The sequence below is a fragment of the Paenibacillus amylolyticus genome (genome assembly GCF_051136285.1).
GTDB lineage: Bacteria > Bacillota > Bacilli > Paenibacillales > Paenibacillaceae > Paenibacillus > Paenibacillus amylolyticus_F.
On record NZ_CP194938.1, the window covers coordinates 3110821 to 3131916 of the forward strand.

The window sequence follows — 21096 nt, forward strand, 5'->3', positions numbered from 1 at the left end:
CCGAGTACTTCCACCTCTTTCCAAAATCATTCTGCTTGACTAACCGCATCTACTGCACTATCTTGAAAATAAGTACCATTTTTGCTCGGGAGGGTGATCCACCATGTTTCAAGCTGTTTCCTATGAAGGAACACGAAACGAGCAGCACACCGCCGTCCTGGGACAGTTAAGTGCCCTGATTCGCGATGAACCTAGTGCGATTGCCAATCTGGCTAACGCTGCTGCGCTGCTCAATGTATTTCTAACCGATACCAACTGGGTCGGATTCTATCTGTATGATGGCAAAGAATTGGTCCTCGGACCGTTCCAAGGGTTGCCTGCCTGCATCCGAATTCCACTTGGACGCGGAGTATGCGGCACCTCTGCTGCGGAGAGACGCACACTCGTTGTTGATGATGTGCATGCTTTCCCAGGCCATATCGCCTGTGATGCTGCATCCAATAGTGAAATCGTTGTTCCGATTATCAAAGACGGACAATTATACGGAGTGCTGGATATCGACAGCCCGATCAAAAACCGTTTTGACGATGAAGATCGCATCTTCCTGGAAAAAGCAGTCAGCCTGCTCACAGAGCAGCTGTAAGCTGTTTGGCTCATTTCCAATTCATTCAAACAACATAATTCTCGTCCTCTCATCATATGATGGCGAGAACGATGTGTTTTAACAAAAAGCGCAGCCCTCTCGGAGGTCTGCGCTTTTTGTTGCTATGTTCACACCGATGTTCTTGCCCGCCCATCTTACTTTATGCATCTAGGATAGATCCTGTGCCGCTTTGATCATCATTCCCTCCCGCAGGAATTCAGCGAGTTTTGGATGATAGCCATCATACATGTTACGAAAATCGCGGTGCTCAACGTACAGATTGGCCAAATCCCGATAGATATCAGCCGTAGGTGTGTAATATCCTTTGATCCATTCGAGGTGTCTTCCGATAATCTGTTGTACGGCCGGGCTGTCCGGCTTGAGACCAAGTTCCAGTGCCTGTTTCAAATCCAGATGAATCCGATCGATTTTAGCCTGTGAGTCCAGAAAATCTTCCTTGGATTTCAACTCAATTTTCTCAGCTTTCAGGTCACGTGTCGCACGATTATCAAGCGAGTGATGTGTATGACCTGCTTCTGGGAGCCAGGCCTGACGTAAGTTATGCCCAAAGCCATAGTATAGTTCATGCTCCTCCATCGCCCGTTCCCCTTGAAGATAGGAGACGGTTCGATCTAACGTCTGGATCAGACCGTGTAGGCGAAGAGCCTCCTCCAGAATCCGGATACGATGTTGCTGCATCACACGCACCATTTCCAGAGGATCCTCCTTGAGTATGGAGCCGATCTCTTCCTCCGGCACACCTGCCTCCTTGCAGAACAGAATTTGCTGAAGTTTAAGCAGCTCCTTTTTTTCATAATAGATATCTTCATCTAGTCCACGAAAAGCAGGAGACAGCAGCCCCAGCTCCGCATAATGACTTAACTCGTTCAAGCTCACACCTGACATACCGGATACATCTGTCATGGAATACGCCATATGATATCACCTCCTGCCTGACTTGCGTGCTCTGTGAATTCACCCGCTGTCTGCACCTTGTTTTGCTATATCTTAAAAACCGAAAAGTAAAACTTAAATCCTGCCTGGTACTTGAAAAACCTTTTCTTACTGGATGTTTGAAAAGCCTTCATTGGTCTCGGAATCGCACTTAGCAAACGTATCGTCCTTACTTAAGAACGGAACCCGCTGTTAAAATATACGTGTATCCAGACTCTATGAAGATCAACGGGATTAGACACCTGCTTTGCAGTATGTTACCTAATTAATACCCTCCTCACTCAATGTGAACCTGTAGTCATTGAAGAAAAATGATGTATTTTTTCAGACAGCTTTACACTTGTTGCAATCGTTTTTGATGTTTTTTTGACTATTTTTTGGTTATTTTTTTGTTGTTAATTGTTCATACCTCAAAAAAATCCTGCACCCGTGAGACAGGTACAGGATTTCCAAAAACTTGATAGCTATCGGTCATATTCCTAACGATGAATTCGATTAATTTTTGTTAAACATGACAAACTTCAGTTCCGTCATTTCCTCCGTTGCATACTTCACACCTTCACGCCCGATGCCACTTTGCTTCACACCGCCATACGGCATATGATCCACCCGGAATGTTGGGATATCATTGATCATCACACCGCCCGCTTCAATCTCATCCACGGCCCGAAGTGCCGTTTGTATGTCACTCGTGAACACTCCTGCCTGAAGTCCATACATGGAGTCGTTGACATGCTGGATACCCTCGTCTACGGAATCCACCGGGTTAATCACAACAATCGGCGCAAACACTTCCTGACAGGATACCTTGGCATCACGCGGCACGTTCACAAGCACCGTTGGACGCAGCACGCCCCCTTCAGCCTTACCACCTGCTGCAACCGTTGCTCCCGCCTGTTTCGCCTCATCGATCCATTCCAACGTACGTTGTACATCCTTAGAAGTAATGAGTGCAGACACCACCGTATCCTCGTTCAGCGGATCACCGATCACAACCTGTTCAGCTGCTTCGGCAAAGCGCTTGATAAACTGCTCGGCAATCGCCTGATGCACATAGATACGCTGCAATGAAATACAGACCTGTCCCTGATAGGTGAACGCCCCTGTGACACAACGCGGAATAACCTTGTCCAGATCGGCATCTTTATCTACAATGACAGCCGCATTGGAACCCAACTCCAGCGTAACTCGTTTCAGTCCAGCATTGCTGCGGATATTTGTTCCAACGGCTGGGCTGCCAGTAAATGTGATGTAAGCCACATCAGGATGTCCTACAAGCACATCACCAATCGTTTTGCCTTCACCGCTAACAACGTTCAGTGCTCCATCTGGCAGTCCCGCCTCTTGGAGCAAATTCGCGATGTAATAGGCAGATAGCGGTGTCTGTTCCGCAGGTTTAAGCACGATTGTATTCCCAGCAGCCAGCGCGGGTCCAACCTTATGAGCAACCAGATTCATCGGAAAATTAAACGGTGTAATCGCACCAATGACCCCGAGTGGCTGACGCATCGTATAACCAATGCGACCTTCGCCGCCTTTGGCGGCATCCATCGGAACCGTTTCTCCGGTAAGCCGTTTCGCTTCTTCGGCAGCAAACCGATATGTCTCTATTGTACGATCAATCTCGGCTCTTGCCGCAGTGATCGGCTTGGCCGCCTCCAATGCGACGATGCGTGCAGCCTCTTCTTTGCGTTCCTCCAGCATGGCAGACAGCTTGTACAGTAAGTCTGCACGCTGATGTGCTGGCATCTGGCGCATCGTTTTACGTGCTTTCACAGCTGCAGCAATGGCAACCTCGGTTTCCTCTGCCGAAGCGGAAGCTACTTCTGACAGCGTTTCCCCGGAATAGGGCGCCTGGAGTGTTGTATATTTTACCGATTCGGTGTATTTGCCGCCGATAAACAGATGTTGTTTTTTCATTAAATTACACCCTCCGTTCATTCACTCTTTGGATTCCTCACACTCTCACGATTCGTCATCAAACGAATTCATTGCTAATCACCACTTGCAAGTAAGTAACTATCTTGGATAACCCTACTCTAGTTATACACTATTTGGCGCTCTTCCACCCAGTTGACGGAATGATAGAAGTTACTCGGTACTTATCGTTGGTTTGGGCTGTGCGTAAACATCGCTACTGGGCAATGTTGCTGGTTACCGTTACTGTGGCGCATCGCTACTGAGTACTGTTGCCAGTTCTCTTTACTGTCATGCATTGTTACTAAGTGCCGTTTCCAGTTCTCTTTACTGTCATGCATTGTTACTAAGTGCTGTTGCTGGGTACCATTACTGTGGTGCATCTCTACGAAGTACCCCACACTGTTACTAGTCCTAATGCAATGTCAACATTACTACCTGTAAACCTGTAACGTTCATATATAGTACATCTTGCTCCATGAGCACATAACTCTCAATATGAAGGTAGTCGGTTGAACCACAGGGCTGGCATGGGATGATACTCCTCAGCTCTAACGATCACCATGAACCTTATTTAACCAGATTTGAGGCGTATATAATTCTAACGATCACCACAAACCTTATTTCATTCTAAAACACGATAATTACCCGTTTTTCACACTGAAAAGACCAAATAACGTCTCTACGGATCGTTAGAATTTCAAAAGGGTATTTTTCCGCAAAATAAGCTCTCCTGAGATCGTTAGAATTGTTGCAGTTTTATTTCACCGTCATAACCGGACACTCGGCATGCTTCAGCACTCCGTGACTAACACTGCCAACTACAATCTCAGCCAGCAACCTTTTACCGCCGGTACCTATCGCAATAAGATCAACTTGCTGTTCACGTGTAATGCGACAGATTTCTGTTACTGGATCACCTGCGACCAGCATCGTCTCATAGGACACCCCGCGACTAGCCAATTGCTCGATCACCGGCTCGATGATGTGCTTCCCTTCTTCAGCAATGCGTTCCTCCAAGTCAACTCCAAGCGCTGGCTCGTTAATCGAGATAGATGGATTCACGTGCACGATGGTTAGACTGACAGGATGTTTCATCTGTTCAGCCAGCATCAGAGCCTGTTCCAGCGCCTTCTTCGCATGATTCGATTCATCTACCGCGACTAATATTCGTTTTAGCATATCCATTCCTCCAGTCTGTTGATCAGCAACGAAATATTGCCTGTTTATTTGTTCTGTTTATCTAATCTGTTCTGTCTATTTGTTTGTTAAGGTCTGCATCCGTCGCGTATCCGTAATAACGGTTCATGGATGCCATTTCGGCAAAAAATGAATAGGCTCTATTCACAATGTTTATTCACGAGAGCTGAAATCGCAATATATTCATTAACCATTAGTGAGCATTGATGAGCATTAATGAGCTGTGATTGAAGCATCGATATCCCGCAGGTGACGACGGCGCATCAGCAATACAACGACACCAATCAACACCATCAGCGCACCGAAATAAAACGGCGTTTCTGGCAAAAACCATTCAGACAGTTTACCCGCAAGCCATGGGGCTAACGCGCCACCCATAAACCGCACAAAACTGTATGCCGCAGATGCTACGGAACGCTCTACTGGCGCTGCTTCCATCACAGCCGTTGTGATCAACGTATTGTTAATACCCAGGAAAATACCTGCGACGATAACTGCAACGATCACCGTTGTCGATGATCCCATCACCGTACCAACAGCCATCACCAGCAAGTCCAGCGCAAACAACGTGAGCATGACACTCATGGAAGGCACGGAGCCAAATCGGCGCTGCAGCTTCGGTGCCACAAAGACGGACGTAATCGCCAGCATCAATCCCCATCCAAAGAAGACATAACCGAGGCCGTGTTCGTCCAGTTTCATGACATAAGGTGAATAAGCCATCAAAGTAAAGAATCCAAAGTTATATAAAAAGGCGGTAATCGCCAACGTTTTCAGTGAAGGATAACCGAGCGCTTTGAACGGGTCGGACAATGTGCTGCGCGTTTTCGGTTTAGCCATTTTGGGCAACATAAACATGATGCTGATAAAAGCAATCGCCATCAGAGCAGCTACCCCGTAGAACGGGCCGCGCCAAGAGATGGAACCCAGTTCCCCGCCAAGCAACGGGCCAACAGCAATCCCGAGCCCCAGTGCTGCTTCGTATAAAATAATAGCCTTGGCTGTCCCCGATGTGGACAAGCCAACAATAGCTGACAACGCGGTGGCGATGAACAAGGCATTTCCAAGTCCCCAGCCCCCGCGATAACCAACCAGCGCTCCGACCGTGTCGGATGTACCCCCAAGGAACGAAAAGACAATAATCAGCAATATACCGCTGAGCAGCGTCCATTTCACACCAATACGGCTGGATACCACACCTGTGATTAACATGGCGATCCCCGTTACCGCGTTATAGCTGGTAAACAGCAAGGACACTTGGCTTTTGGACGCGTGTAGTTGATCCGCGATGGCTGGCAAGATCGGGTCTACCAGACCAAGTCCCATAAACGAGATGATACAGGCGAAAGCTACAGCCCAGACCGCTCGTGGCTGGGACAGCAGACCTCCACGGGATGACGGCAATTCGTCAGGTAGTGATGGTTCTCTTTTCATAGGTCATTCCTCCGATGTTAAATGGTATGATGATTTTTTTCAAAAGGTTGAAATTTTTCAGAATAATCCGTTTCCTATTTTCAATAAATAAGACACCAAAACAGCACAAGCACACCGGAGTTTCCAGTGTATGTACTAAAGCATGAAGCCCTGATTTAACCATGTTAATTCATTAGGTACCTTCGTTTCCGTTGTTCTGTCCAGCACGACTCTTCAATGTCTCTATACCTGTCTTAACACGCCCTCGCAGCTCCTCCAGCTCCTGTTGCACAGCGTGAATACTCTGAAGCTTCTGCTCCAGCAGCTGCAGCTGACCATCCAATGTGGCTTCCATCCGGGTGAGCGTATCAATCCGTTCCTTCACCTCGGTCGTCTGCTGGTAGTCAAAACGCTGCTCGTTCAGCGCATCTGCTGTGGCTACATAGGCATGAAGCTCCTGTAACGAGAAACCAAGCACCTCTTTCGCTCGAACCACTTTTTTCAAATAATCAATGTCGTCCTGTGAATACAGCCTCGTTCCGCCGTCTGTCCGCTGAGGTGAAGGCATCACACCAATCTCTTCATAATATCGAATGGTGCGCTTCGTCAGTCCGCAGGCTTTGGCGACATCATCAATTTTGTATATCATTTGCCTCGCCTCTCCTATATGTCATTATTGTTATGTATATAATGATATATAAAATTAACATTAACGTCAACGTTAGATTTTAGTTTAGATTTTATCTTTTAGAACGATTAATGAATTAAATGATTCATCGCATGAACCATTACAGCCTTGAACCAATACAACCTAAAAAAAGCTGAATATGAAGACAAAAAAGACCCGCTTACGCGGATCTCCATGTGTTTCTACACGTCACTACGGACGTTGCTTGCCTTCAATTATGTTATTCCCCCTGCTTGTCCTGCTCCTGCTGTGCCCGCTGCAGCTGCTTCAGACGCCCTTCCACCCGGGTAAACAGCCTGATGGTATAAAAACCAACAGCGATCAGACTCAGCACCAACGCGCGTACATCCGTTAGCCAGAACCCGATGACGCCAAAGGCGGTGATAACAAAACCAAATTGCATCATCAGTGCCGAACTGTACCGCTGCGCTTCTTCCCATAACCTTGGGTCGCTCATCGCCCGTGGTGTCCGGTACCCATATATTCCGTTAATTTGTTTTGGCGGCTTCTTATACACCATCAATCCCAAAATGAAATAACACACTCCACATATAATGCCCAACAATGCTCCTGCCAAAATGCTCGCTCCTTCTCTTCTCTTAGCTCTAAGCCAGTAAGTAATTGTTCACCAGCCAGCCATAAAAATAGTAAAACGGCTCTACGTATATACGCAGAGCCGTGCTGTACGTTTCATCAATTTAAACGTCCTTGATTCGCAGAACCCGCATCGCATTCAGTACCGCGAGCACCGTCACACCCACATCGGAGAAAACGGCTTCCCACATGGTGGCAATCCCGAATACACCGAGCAGCAGGAAGATTGCTTTGACACCCAATGCAAATCCGATGTTCTGCCAGACGATGCGGCGTGTTCGCTTGGCAATACGGATGGCACTGGCGATTCTGGAGGGCTCATCCGTCATGATGACCACATCCGCTGCTTCAATCGCCGCCTCCGATCCAAGTCCGCCCATCGCTACACCCACATCTGCACGTGCCAGAACCGGAGTATCGTTAATGCCATCACCGACAAAGATCATCTTTTCCTTCGGTAATTTGGCCGCTTCCAGTTGCTCCAGCCGTTCGACTTTGTCCTGCGGCAGAAGTTCGGCATGGACCTCATCCACGCCAAGCTGGCGTGCAACCGCTTCGCCCACCGCTTTGGCATCACCGGTCAGCATCACTGTTTTGCGAATACCTAGCTTTTGAAGTGCCTGTATCGCTGACGCTGCATCATCCTTCACTTCGTCCGCAATGATCAGATGTCCGACATACTTGCCAGCTTCGGCAATATGCACGACCGTTCCCACTGTTTGCGGCTTCGTATACATAATCCCTGCCTGCTCCATCAACTTCGCGTTGCCTGCGAGCACTTCCTGACCGTTCACATTTACTTTGATTCCGTGTCCAGCTACCTCGTCATAGCCATCCACACCTTGTGAGGGAATATCTTTTCCCCAAGCTGCACGAATCGATTCAGCAATCGGATGATTGGAGTTTGCTTCGGCAATCGCCGCCAGCCTCATTACTTCTTCTTCTGTACGTGCGCCATCAGGGTGAACAGATGTAACTTTGAAAACACCTTTGGTTAGTGTACCCGTTTTATCAAAAACCACCACTTTAACATCATTCAGAGCCTCCAGATAATTACTTCCTTTGACCAGAATGCCGTTTCGCGAAGCCGCACCAATACCACCGAAGAAACCAAGCGGAATCGATACAACCAGCGCACAAGGGCATGAAATGACGAGAAACACCAGTGCGCGATAGATCCAGTCCGCAAACGTTGCACCGTTAAATAACAACGGAGGAACGAAGGCAATAAGCGCAGCGAGAATGACAACAACAGGTGTATAATACCGGGCAAATTTGCTGATAAAATGTTCCGTTTTCGCCTTGCGGCTGCTAGCGTTCTGCACCATGTCGAGAATTTTGGATACCGTGGATTCACCAAAGGTTTTGGTGACCTCGATCGTTAACATGCCGTTTTTATTCACAAAACCGCTAAGCACATCACTTCCAGTATCCAACTCCCGTGGAACAGATTCCCCTGTCAGTGCTGATGTGTCAACCATGGAGCGGCCTGCCTTCACAATACCGTCCAGAGGTACCCGTTCTCCAGCCTTAACCACGATCCGGTCACCAATGCGAACCTCTTCCGGGGAGACACGCCGGGTCTCTTCCCCTGCACCTGTGAGTATATTCGCATAGTCCGGGCGAATATCCATCAGAGACTGAATCGACTTGCGTGAGCGATTAACCGCCATGCCCTGGAACAGCTCTCCGAGCTGATAGAACAGCATAACCGCAACACCTTCCGGATACTCCCCGATGGCAAATGCACCAAGTGTTGCAACTGTCATCAGGAAGTATTCATCAAATACCTGGCCGCGGATGATGTTTTTGAATGCCTGTAACACGATATCGCCGCCCGCGATGATGTAAGCAACCACATAGAGGGCAAGCTGTGCCCATCCATCCAGCGGTGACCAGATCGCTGTGGCAAGCAGCATAGAACCAACCGCAAGACGGGCAAGCAGTATCTTCGTCTGCCCTGCACCATGTTCGTGCGAATGGCCTGCATGAGCGTCACCGCTCTCTGCGTGGCTGTGGTCATGTCCATGATCATGCCCGTGATCGTGAGCATGTGAATGTGCATGACTCTGATGTTGGTGCTGATGTGTACCTGCTCCATTCGTCACGTCTGTGTGAGCATGACTGCTATGAGCGTGTACGTGTCCATCCGTATGCTGATGTTCATGATGCTGGTGGTTTCCTGAATGAACGTGTTTCGCCCCTTGCCCTGCCTCGCCATCAACGTTAGAACCGCTTCCCGATTGCTTCTGGCTGAGATTGCCTTGGCGTTTTTCCGAAATACGAATATGTGGCTCCAGCCGCAGCACCTTACGTTTTGCTTCCTCCACCACCTGCTCATCCATATCGGATGTGGTGTACATGGATAACGTTTTGGTGACAAAATTGACGGAGCATTCATTAATGCCCTTAATTTTACTCACACCATTTTCAATTTTAAGTGCACAGTTTGCACAATCCAGTCCATCGAGCAGCAGTTCCCTTTTCACCTGTTCCTGTCCGGTTCCCATGTGAATTCTCCCCTTTGCAGTCCGAAAAAAAGTTGATCTACTGGTATTACACGAGCACTATGATGACAGAATAACCATCCAATCGCTGTTATCCCCAAATTTCTTTGATCCCTTTCATCTTCAGAGGGAAATTTGGTGATAAGCGTATGCTTCCGATGTAGCTTTCTTTTCAGAAAGCTTTCAGGCGAACGCTCCGCTTTTCCAGGTTTTTTCTGTCCTCTCCGTTTTTGTGTAAAAATAGTTCATCTTTTTTAATATAATATTGTATCTAATAATATATGAGCAATCATTCATATGTTTAATTAACCCTATTATATGCATGCCCAAACTGGAGTGTCAACACGAGTTGTTGATTTTGGATAAGAAAAGGCGGTAAAAGATGCACTTCAGTAGGTTTCAAGACACACCCTAATAGTAATCATTTCGCTTTAGGCGTTTTTTGGATATAATAGAGCTATCAGTTGTTAAACATAGGCGGTGATAGGAATGGAACAACCGGTTAAAGCTCCACATGATTGCGATGAAGCCTGCTCAGGTACGGAAGCCGATGTACAAACCATTCGCACCTCACTTATAGATCGGGACACCTCTTCCGAGATGGCGGATTGGTTCAAAGCATTTAGTGATCCCACACGTCTACGTATTATTGATGCGCTGTTACAGAAAGAATTATGTGTGCACGATCTTACGGTGTTGCTCGACATGGGTCAGTCAGCCATCTCCCATCAGCTGCGCTCACTCCGCAACATGCGGATTGTAAAGCGGCGCAAGGAAGGCAAGACGGTGTATTACTCTTTGGATGATGCTCACATTGAGCAGATTTTCCTACAAACGCTCCAGCATATCAAACACGGCTAGGCTGCTGCCAGCCGGTTTAAACCAACAGAACCCCCGTCTCTCGGCATCACACCGATGGACGGGGGTTCTGTTGTGTAAGGGAACCGTTTTAACTAAATATTTATATTCGTCCTTACCTTGATTAACTACAATAAACTGTTGTTGTTTGGATCGTACAGGCCCGATTTGTCCTTGAACATATTGAAAATATGGGACACCACCACTTTGAGTACAGCGTACCCCGGAACCGCGAGCAGAATACCGACTACCCCGAACAAGTTCCCTGAAGTCAGAATGACAAAGATGATGGTTATCGGATGAATTTTGAGTGTTTTACCCATAATCTGCGGAGAGATAAGTTTACCTTCAATCAACTGCACAATTGTCCACACGGCAATCATTTTCAGCAACATCACTGGCGAAGTCACCAGAGCTACAATCAAAGCTGGAGTAATGGCAATCGCTGGACCCAGATAAGGAACTACACTCGTGAAGGAAGCAATGATTGCAAGAATCAGGGCATAATCCAAACCGATGACCATGTACCCGATATAAAGCAGCACACCGATACAGAAGCTGACGATAATCTGTCCACGGATGAATGAACTGATCTGGTGGTTGATATCATGCAATACATGCATTGCACCGGTACGGCTTTTGATTGGCAAAAAGGACAAAATCTTGTCCGGCAGTTTCTTGCCGTCTTTAAGCAGATAAAACAAGATGAACGGCACGGTTACGATGGATAACACCGTCTCGGTAAATGCACCAAGGAACCCGCCAAGCTTCGTCCAGGTCGAGTTGAGGATCTCGGTTGCTTTTGTGGAAATCGTGCCCCACCAATCCTGCCAGTTCATGTTGATGGTCTCCTGCACCTGACTGAACAGCTTGTTGCCTGTCAATTCCTCGAATTGTTCCCTTACGTTTTCACTGTAAGTAGGGAAGTTAGCGATCAGCCCCATAATCTGATTACGCAACACAGGAATAACGGCCAGCACCACAATGGTCAGAATGCCGCCAATCGCGAGATAGAGAATCAGAATCCCCCAGCCTCGCTTGATTTTCCATCGTTCCATCACATCCACAAGTGGATTGAGCAGGTAATAAAGTATACCCGACAGAATAATGGGCAGAACAATCGTTTTGATTAACACCGCCAGCGGGTGGAACACAAAGGATACCTTGGTCAGCACCATAATGTTCAGTCCAACCAACAGCATAATTAACAGGAACAGCACAAACTTGTTGTTTAGAAAAAAACGTTTGAATCGCTCAGGCCAAACGCGGGGTTGCTCGGGTTGCTCCATAGGCTTGTCGTCCTCTCTTATGTATCTTTCTTGCATTTTAGTTGCCTTTCTTGCCTGACGGTACAATTGACTTGTACAAGCCAACATATGTATAACACTTCCGATTTATACGTATGGGCGGTTTGACCGTTTCAAATTCGCCAAGTAAAGTCATTTTACCCCAAAATGCACAACGTGCCCCACACCGACCTATTGAAAAATTTCCCATGTAAAAAACGGCCCGTCTCCTTTGGAGACGAACCGTCATTCTGCTATCCGATGCTATTCGCATTCTGCTGCCAAGTAAGATCTTATATGTTTCCCGCCAGCTGCGCGATCAACTCATACGAGTGCAGGCGTGCTTGATGATCATAGATCATCGACGTAATAATGAGTTCATCCGCCTGGGTCTGGCGAATAAAGGATTCGAGCTGTCCGCGTACCTTCTCCGGCGAACCGTTTACCGCTGCTTTTAACGTCTGAGCTACGGCAGCTTGTTCACGGTCCGTCCACTTGCCATCCATCACGGCCGGCGGCTGTACCAGCCCTGTTGTCCCGCGGATAATGTTCAGGAACTGCTGTTGCATCGTTGTTCCAAGCCAAGCGGCCTCTTCGTCCGTATCAGCTACCACGGCGTTAACACCTACGATCACATAAGGCTCCTTCAGACTCTCTGATGGCTGGAAGCTGTTGCGGTAGGTGTCCAAAGCGATACGTGTATAATCTGGTGAGAAGTGGCTGGCAAAAGCAAAAGGCAATCCCAGCTGGCCTGCCAGACGTGCACTGAAATCACTGGAGCCCAGCAGATAAATCGGGATGTTCAGACCTTCTCCAGGTACAGCCCGCACCGGTGCGTGATAAGACGTTGCCGATGTATCAAAGTATGCCCGCAGCTCGGACAACAGCTCTGGGAAATCTTCCCCACTATTCATATCTTTGCGCAGTGCAACGGATGTACGGCGGTCACTGCCGGGCGCACGGCCTAACCCGAGATCAATGCGGCCTGGATACAGTGATTCAAGCGTACCGAACTGCTCTGCAATAACAAGTGGTGCATGGTTGGGCAGCATAATGCCACCTGAGCCTACACGAATGGTCTTGGTTCCGCCCGCAAGGTGACCAATCACAACCGAAGTTGCAGATGAAGCGATGCCTGGCATGTTATGATGCTCAGCTACCCAGTAGCGATGATATCCCCAGCGCTCGGCATGTTGTGCCAGCTCCAGACTGTTGCGAAGGGCATTTGCAGGGGTTGATCCCACCACAACGGGTGCAAGGTCAAGCACCGAAAGTTTGACGTCTTGGAGATGTTCTTTATGTTGATGTTCATTATTCATTACAGTCATGCTCCTCTGTGATTATATTTTTGTATATCCAGATATATAGATATAAATAAACAAAAGTGGACTTAACAACTGACCAATAAATCATATGTTCCGTAAACAAATTCTTTTCATACATGTGGACATGTTCCCGAAAAGTACCTCAAGTCAACGTGTACGCAACAGATGTCCTTGCAACATATAGCCGTTCACATCCGGACGGAATCTCCTGCTTGCTGCATTTTGCATCCTGGCTTCCGTTCCGGCATCCGGCTTACAACTCATGTTGTACGTACTCGGCAAAAGCCTGTATCGTCTCTTCATTGCGGCGATAGTACGTCCATTGTCCTCTGCGCTCCGATAACAGCAACCCTGCCTTGAGCATTGTCAACAAATAACTGGAAATGACGGACTGTGCCAGTCCGGCCTTCAGTTGAATCGTGCCCACACAGATACCATTCTTTCCGCCATCCGGATGATGGGATAGCTCAAGTGGTGAGAAGTGTTGCTCCGGGTTTTTCAGCCACAGGAGGATCTGTCTGCGTGTCTCATTGGATAATGCTTTGAAAATGAGTATAGGTTCCATGGGTCGATTATACCCCCTTTCTATCCTTTTGCCAAACCCCATAAACTAACAAACCGACTCATCAAGAGTCGGTTTGGCAATTCACATCTGATCAATCACATGTTAGAAGCGTGTTGTTACCGTCTGTTTCACTTCATCCAGCATCGCTTCATAAGCAGCAGCATCCAGATATCCAATACCACCGAAGAGCAGATGACCTACAGGCTCAATGCCTACAAAATCAAAAATACCAGCGTCAGACGTCAGTTTCAGCGCATCGGTCATGCCGATCTGATCATACACATCCTTCGGTGTGCCGTGTGTACTGATCATAAGACCTTTTTTGCCAGTTAATAGTTTCTCGATCCCTGCCGCGCCCGATGCGTAAGCAAAGCCGTAAGCGAATACCCGGTCAACGTATCCTTTCAAAATAGCCGGGAGACCCGTCCACCAGATCGGATAGATGAATGTAATTGCTTCTGCCTCTGTCACATATTGCTGCTCTGCTGCGATATCCTGCGGAGTCTGTCCTGCACGCATCGAAGCTCTATCCGCCTCTGTTAGTACCGGCTGAAAGCCCAGCTGATACAGATCACGGACAACAACCTCATGACCCTCTGCTTCCAGAACTGTCACGGCGGTATTCAGAATGGCATGATTAAAGCTGTCGGTGTGCGGATGAGCGTATACGATAAGATGTTTCATAATATAAATTCCTCCTCGATTAGACACAAAAAATATTTTCACCATTTAGCACTGTTACTAAAACATCAACGATTAAATACCTTTCGTATACATAGACATCTCTATATATGAGCAAAAAAATATCTTCTGCTCCTAACCTTCAAGTAAACTCTTCAATACATCTTGATACAATGTACGGAGATAATCATCTAGAGTTAAAAACAGAAGACCGTATGCCGACGGTTAAAACCGTCTGACAATCATGGACAGTAAATTCTCCAGCTGTTCTGACTGTTCTTCAGACAGATCAGCATAAATCATCTGGTTAATCTGATCCGACACTTCGCGGAAGATCGGTTCAAGCTGCTTCCCTTTATCCGTGAGACGAATCATGGATACCCGGCTATCCTCAGCGCTCTTACTGCGTTCGACATAACCCTGCTTCTCCAGCTTGTTGACAAGCACCGTTACTGTAGGCTGCGTACGCTGAACACGTTCAGCCAGCATTTTGATCGACAATGTCTCTTCACGATACAGAAACATCAGAACATCTCCGTGAGAAGGCACCATGCCTGTCACTTCATGCTGTTCAAGTTCATAGACAATTCGTTTGTTCACATGATCTCTAATCCGTGCAATCATTGCAAATGCGTTGTGTTTTAACATAAACTCATTATACATAGATGTCTATGTATTTTCAAGTAATCATTTTACGAAGATACACGCAGACGAAATAAAACAGCCCTTGTAATGTGATACTGGAAGGTATGTTACAAGGGCCATGCATGGTTTTAGACCACATCGGAGTCAGTATATATAAGGTGAGCTATTACATTTTAATTTGCGATTCAGTGTAGTTCGTTATAATTCATAGTTAGAATCCTGATGTAGGTTACCTCGATTACGTGCCGGGATTCCTGATATTAGTTTAGTTTATTCAATCCAGTGTGTAATTTGTTCAATAGACTGGCGTGATTTCTCCCGATGAGGCTCTTCTGCACGGTAACCAAAGGCCGCCATCACCGACACATCCCATGCGCCGTCCTCGAGCAGTCCTGCTTCTTCCAGAATACGATGCACCTCTGCATAGTTGAACCCCTCAATCGGACATGAATCAATACCAATCTGAGCCGCTGCAGTCATCATATTGCCAAGGGCAATATACGTCTGTTTCGATGCCCAGTCAAGTAATGTTTTTGCATTTTGAAGGAAGCCCTGATTGTTCTGAAAATTACCATAAGCTGCACTTGTCAGCTCAAAAACATCATCAGGCATATTCTGAACCTCTTTCAGCATGTACTCTGCATAAGGAGAGTTGTAGCTTGCATCCGTCCGAGCTAAGATCACGATAAAATGACTGGCTGTAGCCAGCTGCCGCTTTGCACCGGACGAGACCTCGGACAGACGCTGACGGAATTCCGGGTTTTGCACAATCAGAAACTTCCACGGCTCAAATCCGATGGAGCTTGGAGACAAACGGCCGGTTTCAAGTATGAAAGCAAAGTCCTCTTCTGTAATTTTACGCGAAGCATCAAACAGCTTCGTGGCATGACGGAACTGAAATGCCTGCAAAATCTCTTCTTTTTTCTTTGTCTTTACAGTAACGTCCATTCTCTCCACGTCCTTTACTTTATATATTTATGTGAACCCGCATATATCAATAGAGTTCAAGTGTTATTAATGGCCTAGGTATCAGTTTAGATGTTATATTCCAAATTGAAAAGTACGCACCTTATTGTACCTTGGTTCCTTAAAGTAAGTTTAATTCCCACCATATCATACCGCTACTAATCTCCCCTGGTAATCATAGTTACTCGTCCATCTTCTTTATATTGGACCTGAAAAACGTCTTGATCCGAATCACGTTTAAATGTAACTGTTCCCAGCTGTTCAGCATTCCTGTGCAACTTATAGCCTTTTAAGTCAACGTTGAAAACATTTTTCACAACCGGCCCAACCTTCTCTCGGAGAAGATTTTCATCCATATTTAATAACTGATCATGGTAAGCCTCCATCTCTTCTGTGCTACTTATTTGAGGTTGCCCATAATCATTCGAATCTCCCACCAAATATCTCGACCCGTTTTTTGCTTCTGTTATTTTCACAAAATAATTATCACTAAAAGAGAAAAAAGTGGACTCTTCACCAATCTCATCATCTTTACTTCGACTAGCCTTTTCCAGACTTAAGTTGGGCTTACCTGAGAACACCTCAATCGCCTTTTTCGCCTTTGCTAGTTCAACTTGGGATATCTGATCTGGTCTTAACTCACCTGTGATGGATATCGCTTGATCCTGCTTCCAGATAATCTCTCCGTAACTATCACCATCGCCTAATTCTACTACAGTGTAGCTCGTCGGTTCCGTTTTTCCTTGTTGCATTCCCACGGATCTTCTAACTTTCACAGGTTGAAGTGTCGGTATCATGCCCATGCCCTCCAGAAGTGAAGGAACTTGGCGCATATATTGATGTTCCAGCTTACCTGGTTGTATCTCGGCCCTCATCTGCACTTCACGTAGATTACCCGTCTCGGCGTCAAGCCAAATCTGTGCGTAATCTGTTTCTTTCTCCTGACCAGCTTCGACGTATATTCTGCCAGACACAGGCAGATCCTGCACTTTGGTAATGCGCAGCTGTTTACCCAAACTATCTCTCATCGTTATCGCAACATGCTTTTTCATCTGATCCGTAAGAATATCCACATTCAGGTGATCGACAAACAATAATGCTGTAGCCGGATTAATCTGCTCCATCAACGGTTTGGCAAGTTGCCCGTCGTCCCAGCTCCACATAAACATCCCGCCTGCGATAACCAATGCACCCATCCCTGCAACAAGGAAGCCTCTACGGCTTTTTCTAAGACGTTGATGTCTTGGTGCAAATTTCATTGTATCTTTATCTTTAACTGCATTTGTGACTGTATCTCTATATCCTCTGAACGAATTGGAGCTTGAACCGGAGCGTTTCAATAACGACTCTGAAGGGCTCATTTCGCTCATTTCCTCTTCCTTACTACTTGCCGTTCTCATCCACTCCACCTGCTGCAGCACCTTACGCTTGTGCTCTTCAGTAAAAGGAGACGCTGCAAACGGCCCTTTACGGATTTCCTTTTCCCACTGATCGTCCTCATGTTTCATTTGCTTCTCTCCTCCCACTGCTTTCGAACCTTATCCTTAGCCCTGGATAGCCGTGATTTCACGGTTCCTTGGCTAATTCGCAACATCTCTGCGATCTCCACCGTTGTAAGCTCATACCTCAGATGCAGTAAAAGAATTTCCCGAAACTTCTCCGGCAGTGCCAGAACAATATCCCAGATTTCATGTACATGTGCTTTACGCATGACTTCCATCTCGGCAGATGGATGGGCTGATTGTTTTCGCATTGTCTGTCTTGGTTCTGATCGATCCAGCTCTGACTCCAACGGTAAAGCTTCTCCCCATAGGCTGCTTCGAAAAAACCTCGACTTTCGGTATGTAAATGTTGTGTTTCTCGTGATCGTCAAAAGCCATGTCTTAAGTGTGCACTCTCCTCGATAGGTTGCAATTCCCGAGTATACCCGGACAAACACTTCCTGTGACAAATCATCCGCCTGCTCCGCATTTTTAGTCAAAAAATAAGCATAATTCCACACATCATTGCCGTAATCGTCCATCAGACTGGCAAGTGTGTCATTGTCGATTGTCTGGGCCTCTGCCAGAAACGAATAGTCCAACTGATGTTCACCTCACTTAATAGGACTAAACCAGATGCCCGTTGGTTCCCTAATTTGCACATTATTTTTTATATTTTAACAAAATAAAAAAACAGCATGTTCAACACACTGAACACGCCGATCTTTCAAGGCTTATTTTTCATTCAGAGAGACCCATAATTATGCTTTCGTTGCAGCTATCATCAGAAACATCGGTCTTCGATTCTCGTCTGACATACCTGGAACTTGCTCCATCATCTCCAAAGATGGTTTGGATTCTGCTACCTGCTGAATAACAAATCCTGCACGAATCAATTCATTCAGATGTGTAGCCATTGTCCGATGATACTTCACTACATCATGATTCAAAAAACTAGCGATCCGCTGTCCCTGTTCATGGTAACGATCCACAGGCCAATGCAGTTTCTCACCTTGAGCACCATAATGCCAATCCTGCTCTGCACGAGCGGTGAATATCGGATGTTCAACAGATAAGATGAACGATCCACCCGAGACTAGACAATGATTGATCTTAACATACACGTCAGGCAAATGCTCAATGTAATGCAAAGCAAGAGAACTAACGACGACATCAAACTGGTTTTGTTCAAAATGGCTATCTTCGATGGCCATCTGCCGATACTCAATCTGCGAGTCGTTCGTCAGCTCACGCGCACGCTGCAGCATATTCTCAGATAAGTCTACACCGATGACCGAACTCGCTTGTTGTTCGCGCGCATACCGGCAATGCCAACCAAAGCCACATCCCAAATCAAGTACACGTTTATCCTTCAGATCAGGTAATAATGTTTGTAGTTTATGCCATTCCCCAGCTGCATCCAACCCTCCAACGGAGCGATCCATCTTGCTATAAATCTGAAAGAATGCATCTTCATCATACTTGTTTTGTCTCATTTACCTTACCCCCCTACCTGGATCTTCTGTCTTACTCTATCAAACAAACGGTGTGAATTTCAGAAAAGTTGCCAATTGAATCATACTCATGTTATTATACAGAACGAACGTTCAGTATAATATAAATCAGTGAACTTTATAATTTTACTATCGGAGGTCATTATGAGTACAAATTGGACGCATCCCCTTGAGAGGCAAACGGTAGGCAAAGCTTTTATCAGCTATCTCATACCTTCTGTCTTGGGGATGTTGGTCATCGCATTTAACTTTATTATCGACGGCATCATGGTCGGGCACAAACTTGGGTCAACCGCCATGGCTGGAATCGGCATCGCTTCTCCTGTATATACCTTGTTTGTAGCGATGTCCCTGTGGATTGGTATGGGCGGGGCTACGTTATACTCTAATCATATGGGCAGGAAAGAACATCAGAAGGCCAAAGAAGTGTTCACCAAATCCATTATTCTCATTTCGCTGGTTACAATGGTTATTGGATACACTGCCTTTACATTTAAAGACAAACTCGTATATGCACTGGGTGCAAATGCTGACACTTTTCCCTTCGCGGCCGACTATATGAATATCATGTTACTTTTCGGGTTTGTTTTTACGATCGAAAATGCTTTATCCGTTTTTGTTCGTAACGATGGAGGTCCAAACACCTCAATGTATGCCCAGATTACCTTTGCTGTGGCCAACATTGTAATCAACTATATTACGTTATATGTGCTGGAGTGGGGAGTACGCGGGGTTGCACTGGGCACCATTGTATCAGCGGCTCTAGCACTACTCGTGCTGTTCAGTCACTTTTTCAAAAAATCAAATAATCTTACATTCACAAGGTTCACATGGAGCACCAAATTGCTAGGCATGATTGCCCTTATTGGTTTTCCCAGCTTCCTGGCTGAACTCGGTATGTCCGTCTTTTCGGTTTCACATAACATCTCTATGGAACGGATTGGAGGTACGGATGGTGTTGCCTCGTTTACGGTTTTAAATTATATCCACGGGGTTGTCTTAATGGCATTCCTTGGTCTAGCTTCTGCTGCACAGCCTCTAATCAGTTATTATCATGGTGCACAGCGATCAGAACGAGTTCAAGAGACCATTCGTATTGCTGTCAAAACAGCCTTAACTTGTGGTCTGGTTCTGCTTCTCGTCGTTCAAGTCGGAGCCCCATATTTTGTACAAATCTTTGGTAACTTCAGCAGTAGTGTAACGGATCGTGCCATCTACGGGCTGCGGATCTTCACTATCGCCTATGTATTCATGGGAGTAAACTTTGTCATGAGTACGTACTTCCAGTCCATAGGTAATGCCAAAATGGCCATCTGGATCACAGCCGCACGCGAGATGATTATTATGCTTGCTCTGATTGCAGTCCTGCCTTCATTCTTTGGTGTCAAGGGTGTATGGCTGGCTGTACCCTTATCCGAAATGCTCGTGCTGATCACGATAGCACTCTATTATCGAAAACGCTCCGTGACCGAGCGAATCGGCCTGCTACAAGCAGATTAAACATCACCGAGATTTAAACAAGCAAAATACATGTATTATGGATTGCCCTGTATGTTGAACTAATAAATTGAATCTAACCCCAGCCTAATTCTGCAAGGATCAGGCTGGGGTTAGTCTGATGTACAGGTATATGAACAATCCTATCCTCAATAGCACGGATAGGAGTATGGGCATAACAAAAAGACACACCTGATTTTCATCAAGTGTGTCTTTAATTTGCTTGGCGGCGTCCTACTCTTCCAGGACCCTGCGGTCCAAGTACCATCGGCGCTAGAGGGCTTAACGGTCGTGTTCGGGATGGGTACGTGTGGAACCCCTCCGCCATCGCCACCAAACGCGATTGGTCGAAGCATAGCTTCTTCCATTCATCAGAGTGTTGTTCTCTGAAAACTAGATTCGAAACGAAACTTACGCAAACT

At 46.5% G+C, this 21096-nt stretch carries 19 protein-coding genes and 1 rRNA gene; 3 read left to right on the forward strand and 17 right to left on the reverse strand.

Annotated elements, in window-relative coordinates; translation table 11 throughout:
* Positions 1 to 103: 103 nt before the first annotated feature.
* Complete coding sequence (locus ACR8BL_RS13545) at positions 104 to 583, forward strand: GAF domain-containing protein (protein WP_434748158.1); 480 nt, start codon at positions 104 to 106, stop codon at positions 581 to 583.
* A gap of 168 nt (positions 584 to 751) precedes the next feature.
* Here the strand turns inward: ACR8BL_RS13545 and ACR8BL_RS13550 are convergent, their stop codons facing one another.
* The 7 genes from ACR8BL_RS13550 to ACR8BL_RS13580 form a co-directional block, all read right to left on the reverse strand.
* On the reverse strand, positions 752 to 1519 hold the full coding sequence (locus tag ACR8BL_RS13550; RefSeq protein ID WP_434748159.1) for a MerR family transcriptional regulator: 768 nt from the start codon (positions 1517 to 1519) through the stop codon (positions 752 to 754).
* A 513-nt stretch (positions 1520 to 2032) separates the two neighbouring features.
* Positions 2033 to 3457 (reverse strand): aldehyde dehydrogenase family protein, encoded by a 1425-nt coding sequence (locus ACR8BL_RS13555; RefSeq protein ID WP_434748160.1) that lies wholly within the window; start codon positions 3455 to 3457, stop codon positions 2033 to 2035.
* Between the two features lie 756 nt (positions 3458 to 4213).
* Positions 4214 to 4636 (reverse strand): universal stress protein, encoded by a 423-nt coding sequence (locus ACR8BL_RS13560; protein ID WP_434748161.1) that lies wholly within the window; start codon positions 4634 to 4636, stop codon positions 4214 to 4216.
* Positions 4637 to 4867: 231 nt separating this feature from the next.
* On the reverse strand, positions 4868 to 6088 hold the full coding sequence (locus ACR8BL_RS13565) for an MFS transporter (protein WP_434748162.1): 1221 nt from the start codon (positions 6086 to 6088) through the stop codon (positions 4868 to 4870).
* 172 nt (positions 6089 to 6260) lie between these two features.
* Positions 6261 to 6716, reverse strand: coding sequence for a MerR family transcriptional regulator (locus tag ACR8BL_RS13570; protein WP_434748163.1), 456 nt, complete (start codon positions 6714 to 6716; stop codon positions 6261 to 6263).
* A gap of 259 nt (positions 6717 to 6975) precedes the next feature.
* The gene (locus ACR8BL_RS13575; RefSeq protein ID WP_434748164.1) at positions 6976 to 7332 is read right to left on the reverse strand and encodes an SdpI family protein; all 357 of its coding nucleotides are present in this window, start codon (positions 7330 to 7332) and stop codon (positions 6976 to 6978) included.
* A 121-nt stretch (positions 7333 to 7453) separates the two neighbouring features.
* Positions 7454 to 9859 (reverse strand): heavy metal translocating P-type ATPase, encoded by a 2406-nt coding sequence (locus ACR8BL_RS13580; RefSeq protein ID WP_434748165.1) that lies wholly within the window; start codon positions 9857 to 9859, stop codon positions 7454 to 7456.
* Positions 9860 to 10345: 486 nt separating this feature from the next.
* Here ACR8BL_RS13580 and ACR8BL_RS13585 point away from each other — a divergent pair, with 486 nt between their 5' ends.
* Complete coding sequence (locus ACR8BL_RS13585) at positions 10346 to 10717, forward strand: ArsR/SmtB family transcription factor (protein ID WP_434748166.1); 372 nt, start codon at positions 10346 to 10348, stop codon at positions 10715 to 10717.
* A 125-nt stretch (positions 10718 to 10842) separates the two neighbouring features.
* Here the strand turns inward: ACR8BL_RS13585 and ACR8BL_RS13590 are convergent, their stop codons facing one another.
* From ACR8BL_RS13590 to ACR8BL_RS13630, 9 genes are all read right to left on the reverse strand, one after another.
* Positions 10843 to 12003 carry an AI-2E family transporter gene (locus ACR8BL_RS13590; protein ID WP_434748167.1) on the reverse strand — a complete coding sequence of 387 codons (1161 nt, stop codon included), beginning with the start codon at positions 12001 to 12003 and terminating at the stop codon, positions 10843 to 10845.
* Between the two features lie 290 nt (positions 12004 to 12293).
* Positions 12294 to 13328 (reverse strand): LLM class flavin-dependent oxidoreductase, encoded by a 1035-nt coding sequence (locus tag ACR8BL_RS13595; RefSeq protein ID WP_434748168.1) that lies wholly within the window; start codon positions 13326 to 13328, stop codon positions 12294 to 12296.
* A 250-nt stretch (positions 13329 to 13578) separates the two neighbouring features.
* Entirely contained in the window at positions 13579 to 13890 is a 312-nt protein-coding gene (locus tag ACR8BL_RS13600; protein ID WP_434748169.1) for an ArsR/SmtB family transcription factor, read from the reverse strand.
* Positions 13891 to 13992: 102 nt separating this feature from the next.
* Positions 13993 to 14574 carry an NAD(P)H-dependent oxidoreductase gene (locus ACR8BL_RS13605; protein ID WP_434748170.1) on the reverse strand — a complete coding sequence of 194 codons (582 nt, stop codon included), beginning with the start codon at positions 14572 to 14574 and terminating at the stop codon, positions 13993 to 13995.
* A 222-nt stretch (positions 14575 to 14796) separates the two neighbouring features.
* Positions 14797 to 15219: a MarR family winged helix-turn-helix transcriptional regulator gene (locus ACR8BL_RS13610; RefSeq protein WP_434748171.1), complete on the reverse strand. Its 423-nt coding sequence runs from the start codon at positions 15217 to 15219 to the stop codon at positions 14797 to 14799.
* 267 nt (positions 15220 to 15486) lie between these two features.
* The gene (locus tag ACR8BL_RS13615) at positions 15487 to 16164 is read right to left on the reverse strand and encodes an NAD(P)H-dependent oxidoreductase (protein WP_434748172.1); all 678 of its coding nucleotides are present in this window, start codon (positions 16162 to 16164) and stop codon (positions 15487 to 15489) included.
* 176 nt (positions 16165 to 16340) lie between these two features.
* Positions 16341 to 17690 carry a hypothetical protein gene (locus tag ACR8BL_RS13620; protein WP_434748173.1) on the reverse strand — a complete coding sequence of 450 codons (1350 nt, stop codon included), beginning with the start codon at positions 17688 to 17690 and terminating at the stop codon, positions 16341 to 16343.
* Complete coding sequence (locus tag ACR8BL_RS13625) at positions 17687 to 18265, reverse strand: RNA polymerase sigma factor (protein ID WP_434748174.1); 579 nt, start codon at positions 18263 to 18265, stop codon at positions 17687 to 17689. The genes ACR8BL_RS13620 and ACR8BL_RS13625 overlap by 4 nt, the downstream gene beginning before the upstream one ends.
* Positions 18266 to 18424: 159 nt before the next feature.
* Positions 18425 to 19159 (reverse strand): class I SAM-dependent methyltransferase, encoded by a 735-nt coding sequence (locus ACR8BL_RS13630; protein WP_434748175.1) that lies wholly within the window; start codon positions 19157 to 19159, stop codon positions 18425 to 18427.
* Positions 19160 to 19321: 162 nt separating this feature from the next.
* On the opposite strand from ACR8BL_RS13630, the gene ACR8BL_RS13635 reads away from it, so the two are divergent.
* Positions 19322 to 20677, forward strand: coding sequence for an MATE family efflux transporter (locus ACR8BL_RS13635; protein ID WP_434748176.1), 1356 nt, complete (start codon positions 19322 to 19324; stop codon positions 20675 to 20677).
* A 218-nt stretch (positions 20678 to 20895) separates the two neighbouring features.
* Here the strand turns inward: ACR8BL_RS13635 and rrf are convergent.
* Positions 20896 to 21012 (reverse strand): 5S ribosomal RNA (rrf, locus tag ACR8BL_RS13640).
* Positions 21013 to 21096: the final 84 nt, after the last annotated feature.